The sequence below is a fragment of the Streptomyces sp. NPDC107454 genome, from assembly GCF_055582885.1.
In genome coordinates, this window is sequence record NZ_JBVJPA010000014.1 from 384,874 (window position 1) to 391,334 (window position 6,461).

Annotated in this window: 4 protein-coding genes and 2 pseudogenes; 2 read left to right on the top strand and 4 right to left on the bottom strand. The window is 70.1% G+C overall.

Features of this window, described 5'->3' with window-relative positions; genetic code table 11:
• Positions 1–49: 49 nt before the first annotated feature.
• Together ACZ69M_RS34715 and ACZ69M_RS34720 are read right to left on the bottom strand one after the other, a co-directional pair.
• A complete protein-coding gene (locus ACZ69M_RS34715) occupies positions 50–535 on the bottom strand; it encodes an FAD-binding protein (protein ID WP_470056214.1) in 486 nt (161 codons plus the stop codon).
• A 45-nt stretch (positions 536–580) separates the two neighbouring features.
• A complete protein-coding gene (locus tag ACZ69M_RS34720; protein WP_470056182.1) occupies positions 581–1,441 on the bottom strand; it encodes a PaaX family transcriptional regulator in 861 nt (286 codons plus the stop codon).
• Between the two features lie 324 nt (positions 1,442–1,765).
• Here ACZ69M_RS34720 and ACZ69M_RS34725 point away from each other — a divergent pair.
• A pseudogene (locus ACZ69M_RS34725) lies at positions 1,766–2,877 on the top strand (xanthine dehydrogenase family protein molybdopterin-binding subunit); the annotation flags it as partial.
• 168 nt (positions 2,878–3,045) lie between these two features.
• Positions 3,046–4,170 (top strand): annotated as a pseudogene (locus ACZ69M_RS34730) (XdhC family protein); the annotation flags it as partial.
• Positions 4,171–5,259: 1,089 nt separating this feature from the next.
• Here ACZ69M_RS34730 and ACZ69M_RS34735 read toward each other — a convergent pair.
• Positions 5,260–5,475, bottom strand: coding sequence for a helix-turn-helix domain-containing protein (locus ACZ69M_RS34735; protein WP_470056184.1), 216 nt, complete (start codon positions 5,473–5,475; stop codon positions 5,260–5,262).
• Entirely contained in the window at positions 5,472–6,050 is a 579-nt protein-coding gene (locus ACZ69M_RS34740) for a Uma2 family endonuclease (RefSeq protein ID WP_470056186.1), read from the bottom strand. Before ACZ69M_RS34740 ends, ACZ69M_RS34735 begins: the two co-directional genes overlap by 4 nt.
• Between the last annotated feature and the right edge of the window lie 411 nt (positions 6,051–6,461).

Genomic DNA, 6,461 nt, shown 5'->3' on the forward strand with positions numbered 1-6,461 from the left:
ATATGGCACCGGGTGTCAAATCAGTCGAACGGTATCCTTGCTTCGCCGTTCAATCAATACGCTTCCCGGAGGCCTTGGGCTGATGAGCCAGGTCGGCGGAGGGGGCGGAGGCGGCGTGCCGGGCCGCTATGTGGCCGTACACCAGGCCCTGGCCGATCGTCGCTCCCGGGCCGGGATAGCTTCGCCCGAACACGTTCGCCGCGGTGTTGCCGGTGGCGTACAGGCCGGCGATCGTGCTGCCGTAGGGCCGTTGCACCCGGCCGTGCTCGTCGGCCCGCAGTCCTCCGCAGGTGCCCAGGTCGCTGAGGACCGAGTGCCGGAGTAGTGGTCGGCGGTTGTGGCGTGGGCGCCGGTCGCCGGCCCGATCAGGGCAGTCGCGAGGGCGGTTGCACAGGCGGCGGCGAGGGTCGAGAAACGGGGTCGGGGCATGGCGGCGGCTCCGCGAGTCGGGGGGGACCGAGTGGGGGAGCGAGCTGGAAGAGCGCTGCGAATGTATGGCTCTTTTTTGATTGCCGTCAACAGACTGCCCAGTAATGAGACGGGCGGGTCCGCGTCTGGGTGCGCGGGGCCGGGGTGCGGATCAGTCCAGCGTCAGAGTGTCGAGCAGTCGGGCGGCCGCGCGCGCGGCCGGGCGTTCCCAGCGGCTGGCCAGACCACGGAAGACGGTCTCCGCCTGAGCAGCGGGCCAGTCCCCCGGAAGGTGCTCGGCGGGCAGATGCGGGTCACGTCGCACCAGGTCCAGCCAGTCGGTGTGCAGCAGGAGCTGGCCTGCGAGTTCGTCGCCGGAGACCGCTGCAGGAAGCGGGTCGGTGCGGTCCCAGCGCTCCAGGAACGCCCGGTACCGTGCACCGATGGCCGGCACGTCGAAGGCCTGCTCCAGCACCTCACGGACATCGGTCGGGGACTCCACCTCTGACCGGAACACCCGCAGATACGGTTCCAGGCCGAGACCCGCCACCATCTCACGGACGTCGACGCGCGCCGGGGCCACCCACAGGCCGTTCTGCAGGGGGCCGAAGCCCGCCCAGATCAGTCGGGAACGCAGATCGTGCCGCTCGCGGCTCCATGCCTCGGGCAGCGAGAAGCCCACCATCGTCCACCGGCCGTCCCAGTCCCGGTTCACCGCGCCGGTGCGCCAGATCCGGTCCCTGCCGTCCGTCAGCACTTGGACGGCGTGCGGCGTCAGCCCGAAGTACGTCTTCCGGCCCTGGCGACGACGCTCCAGCAGACCGCGTTTGACCATCCGGTTCAAGGTGGTCCGCACCGCCTCCTCCGTACTGCCCAACCTCCCGAGCGCAGCGATCATGCTGCCCGAAGAGACGGCGATGGGCCGCCCCAGCACGTGAGCGCCGAAGAAGGTCAGCATCAGGGACTGGGTACGCGGCTCGGGACCGCTCTCGGCGGCGGGTCCGGCGGCGACATCGGCACTGGTCACCGGCACAGCGTAGGCCCGGGGTGAGCGCGTGCTGCTCCCGCGACAAAAATGTGTCACTTCCGTGACGGTGATCGATAAATAGCCCTATTTTAGTGGTCGGGACACGAGGGTGGAAGGCGAGGGGAGAGCCATTCCGGCAGGCAGCCGTCAGGCCGTTGGTGCTCTCCGCGCGAGCGGAAGTCAACCAGCGGATGCCGGCCGGGCAGTCGATCGATCACGGCTTCGGACGTGCTGCGAGAGCGCCTCGAGGACGCGTGGCTGCGGTGACAGCACGCTTCGCCGCGGGCCGTGCCATGCTCGCCAACGTCGTCGGAGTGTCGATCGGTGCGTAACCGGATCGGCATCGACCGGATCGAGCTGCGCCAGCGCAACGAACCCGCCGCGGACGAGTTGAACGGACTGCTCTGGTCCACCTGCCGACTGCGCGAGTGCTACACCGTGAGCGCCCGCGAGTTCGGCTGGGACCGACGCAGCCCCAGGCCGCGCTCGCGGCGTGACGGGGCTGGCTGATCGGCACGAGCATGGCCACCGGCGTCTACGAAACGCAGCGCCACCAGGCCGGGGCCCGTGTCCGTCTCGGCGCGGACGGCACCGCCGTGGTCGAGGCGGCCGCCAGCGACATGGGCCCGGGCACCTGCACCTCCCAGACCCAGGTCGCCGCCGACGCGCTGGGGCTGGCAGTGCGCGCGGTCGACTTCCGGCGCGGCGACTCGCTTTACCCGACGACCCCGCCGCAAGGCGGCTCGACGACCATGGCCAGCGTCGGCTCCGCCACCCTCGACGGCTGCAACCAGGTCCGGCAGCAGGCGATCACGCTGGCCGTGGAAGACGAGGAGTCCTCGCTGTATGGCGTGCCTGCCACTGATGTGGTGGTGCGCAACGGTCGGCTGCACGCGCAGGGCACCCCGGCCCACGGCTAGACGTACCAACGGCTGCTGGCTCGCAACAACCGCACCCACCTCGAAGCCCTCGGCGACTACGGTGGGGCGCCGGAGCCCGAGTGGCGCTCCCTCTACGCCCACGGCGCGGTCTTCGCCGAGGTGGGCGTCGACGCCACGCTGGGACTGGTACGAGTGCGGCGGATGGTCGGCGTGTACGACGCGGGCCGGATCATCAGCCCCAAGTTCGCCGACAGCCAAGCTCTCGAAGGCATGGTCGGCGGCATCGGCCAGGCCCTGCTGGAGCACACGGTCACCGATCACCGTGACGGCCGGATCGTGAACCCCAGCCTCGCCGACTACCTCGTGCCGGTCAACGCCGACATCCCCGACCTCAAGGCGATCTACCTGGACGGCGAGGACATGGAGGCCGACCCGCTCGGCGTCAAGGGGCTCGGAGAGATCGTCCAGGTCGGGGTGGCGCCCGCCATCGCCAACGCTGTCTTCAACGCCAGCGGCCGCTGCATCCGCGAACTGCCCATCACCGCCGAGTCCTTGCTGTGAGCCGAGTGCCCCGGACCCCCTGGGGAGCGGCCCAGCCGCCCGGCGCACGCCACACTCGTCCGGTAGTCGGTCCCCCGTCCGGCTGTCGGACTTCCCCGGGGCCGCCGCCGTACCCGTCCCCCGTCGAGCGCGGTGGCGGCTCTTCAACACCCCCACGGAAACAGGCCCATGTTGAACATCGCGGACACACTGCACCGCTGGTGCCGCGAAGCACGCCCCTTCTCCCTGGCCACCGTCGTCGACGTCCAAGGCAGTACACCCCTTCCTGTGGGGACGTCGGTCGCGGTGGACGAGGACGGCAACGCGGTCGGCAGCATCTCGGGCGGCTGCGTCGAAGGCGCGGTCTACGAGCTGTGCCAACAGGTACTCAGGGACGAGGGTGCCCCGCAGCGCGCCTGGTTCGGCTACTCCGACGACGACGCTTTCGCCGTGGGCCTGACCTGCGGCGGCGAACTCGATGTCCTCGTCCAGCGCATCGACCCCACCGCGCGGCCTTACCTGGCCGCGGCCTTGGCCGACGTCGTCCAGGGCAGGCCCACGGCCGTCGCCCAGGTCGTGGACGGACCCGCCGGTCTTCTCGGCGCGATCCTGAGCGTGCTCCGCGACGGCGGGGTGACCTTCGGGACCCTGGACCGCGGACAGACCGACAGGCTGGTGGCCGAGAAGGCGCGGGCCCTGCTGCGGGCCGGGCGCACCGCCCGCGTCGAGATCGGCGGCGCGGACACCTGCCCCGAACCACTGTCCGTCCTCGTCCACGTCCACGCCACCCGCCCCCGCATGCGCCTCTTCGGCGCTGTCGACTTCGCCGCCGCCCTCTGCCGGGCTGGCGCCTTCCTGGGCCACCAGGTCACCGCGTGCGACGCCCGCCCCGTCTTCGCCACCGAGGACCGCTTCCCGTACGCCAACGAGGTCGTCGACTGGCCACACCGTTACCTGAAACGCACCGAGGTGGACGCTCGTACCGCCGTCTGTGTACGCACCCACGACGCCAGGTTCGACATCCCGCTGCTGCGTACGGCCCTCGACCTGCCCGTCGCCTACGTCGGCGCGATGGGCTCCCGCCGTACCCATGACGAACGCCGGCGCCTTCTGCGCGAAGCCGGTGTGCCCGAGGACCAACTCGCCCGCCTGCGCTCCCCGATCGGCCTCGACCTCGGCGTCCGCACGCCCGAGGAGACGGCCGTCTCCATCACCGCGGAGATCATCGCCTGCGCGAACCTCGCCACCGGTCTGCCTCTGTCCCAGGGCGCGGGGCCGATTCATCGACCGCTCGGCGGCCGGACCCCCTCCACTCGGTGGCCGCAGGCGCCGTCGTGGGTCGTCGAGGGAGATCGCGTGAACTCCCTGGGGAGGCTGCGCGCCACCCGTGACACCGCCGACGCCTCCCGGGCGACGTACGACGAGTCCGTGGCCGCCTGCTCGGTCGCCGAGCGCGCCCTGCCCCGCACCGCGGCCGAGCACGCCATCGGTCTCGATCCGCAGACGCCGTCGAGAGCGCCCCCCCGCGCCGTTGAGGCGGCGGTACGTGAACTCACCGCCCGCCGTCGCGAACACGCCCGACAGACCGAGGCCGCCGCCGACCGTCTTACCGCCGCCGCCGAGGACGAGGAGGCGGCGCTGGACACCGAGCGCGCAGCGCGCCGTCGGCACCCTGAGGAGGCTGCGGGACTTCAGGCCCTCCAGGAGGCCGTCGGCGCCGAGGCACAGGACGTGGTACCCCAGGTGCAGGAGGCCGAGGACGGGGTCGACGCTCTGTTCCGGGACGCCGAGGCGGCTCGTACGGCCCAGCACACCGTGATCGCGGACACTGCGGCCGCCGACGCCCGCCGTACAGCCGCCGCCGAAGCCCGGTCGGACGGCGCGGCGGAGGAGAAAGACACCGCCCGCGGCCTGCGCCCGTACGCCGCCCGCGAAGGTGGTCGAAGCGGCCGAGAGCCGTCGGCCATCTCCGCAGAGATCTGGGGGCCTACGGCATCAGGAGTCTATTTCTCCGCAAGCGACACGGGACCAGCGATCGGATGGAAGTTGCCCGCTGAGCGGTGGGAGAGGGTCCGCGCGCGGCTACGGCATCTAGACATCGATCCCGGCACCGCAACACAAAAGGCTACCCGAGGCCGTCCTGGCAGATACTCACAGTAATCGGAAGCAGAGCAAGCTCTCGATAGAGACTGACACAGCCAGGCACCGGACCTCCGACGTACTGCAAGGAGTCGCCGGGGGTGCAGGGAGTCCGGACCGCCGCGTATCTCTGTGATGAGGGGTGCCAGGTGCAGGGCAACTCTGTTCTGGGTGGCGGGGGTTGGGGCTGTGGGCTGCGTCTGGGGTGGGCTTGTGGTGCGGGCTGTGCGTGGTGTGGGCTGGTCGGCTGGGTGGGTGTGGGTGTCAGTCTGGGGTGGTGTGGCTGGGGTGGAAGGTGATGGTGAGTTGACAGTCGAGGGCGTGGGCGATGCGTTCGAGGAGTGTGAGGGTGGGCTGGTCGCGGCCTGATTCGATGCGGGAGATGGCTGCCTGGCCGGTGCCGGCGAGCTGTGCCAGGTGTGCTTGGGAGAGCCCGCGTTGTGTGCGCCAGGTGCGGACGAGTTGCCCGGTGTCGGTCACAGGCCGGTTTCCGGGCTGTAGAGGGGGAGGGTTTCTGTGCCGATCTTCCAGTCGCGGATGGTGACGGTTTCTCCGAAGGTGTAGTGCTGCCGGTTGTCGTAGGCGGGCGTTCCGGCGCGGGTGGAGGCTGCCCAGTGGTGGACGGCGGTGCCGTCGCGGGGGTCGACGATGAGGTAGTGCGGGACGCCCATTGCCGGGTAGTCGCGGAGTTTGCCCTGGTAGTCGTTGTCGGGGTTGGAGCGGGAGACGACTTCGATCACGAGGTGTGAGCGGCGGGGGTCGATGGTGTCGCTTTCGGCTGTTGCTTCTTCCTCGTCGATGACGACCAGGTCGGGGATGCGCAGGATGCCGAGTGAGGCATCTTCCATGTCTGTTTCGAGCATGAGTACGAGATCTTCGCCGAGTTGGGGCTCCAGCTGGACGCGGAGGCGGTGGGCGACGAGCTGATGCTGCTTTTTGGGGCTCATCATCATCAGCAGCTGTCCGTGGCTGATCTCCGGCCACGTGAGTGGGTCGGGCTTGTCGAAAGCGTCGCGGAACTCGCGCAGGTGCCGGTAGATGCTCTGCTCGGTCATGCTTTCACGGTACATGACGAAATCATCATGGCGGGGGATGGGGCAACGGGTCTTGTCCCGCGGAGGTTCCGTGGCCTCTTTGGGGTGGAGTGGCCGGCTGTGCGGGCCGGAAGGCTCCATGTGAGCGGGGATTGGAGCGTCGTCCGTGGGGTGTGCCGGGGACTCGTGCGGGCGACGCTTTCGTGGTTGTGCTGGGGACTGGGTGGGGGGTGAATCCGGTCGTCCGGTTGGGTGGGGGTGGGTGGGGCGGCGGTGGTTGGGTGGGGGTGTTTGCGCTGGTGGGGGTGGGTGCGGGGGTGGTGGGGCGGTGGGGGGTGGGGGGTGGTGTTTGGGTCGTGGTTGGGGGGTGGTGGGGGTTTTGGTCTTGTGAATATACGGGCTAGCTGGTTTGGTTTGGGGTGGTTGCAGGGA

Excerpts from the sequence above, each read along its gene's own strand:
- ACZ69M_RS34740 (WP_470056186.1), bottom strand. The coding sequence starts at position 6,050 with ATGACCGAGCAGAGCATCTACCGGCACCTGCGCGAGTTCCGCGACGCT.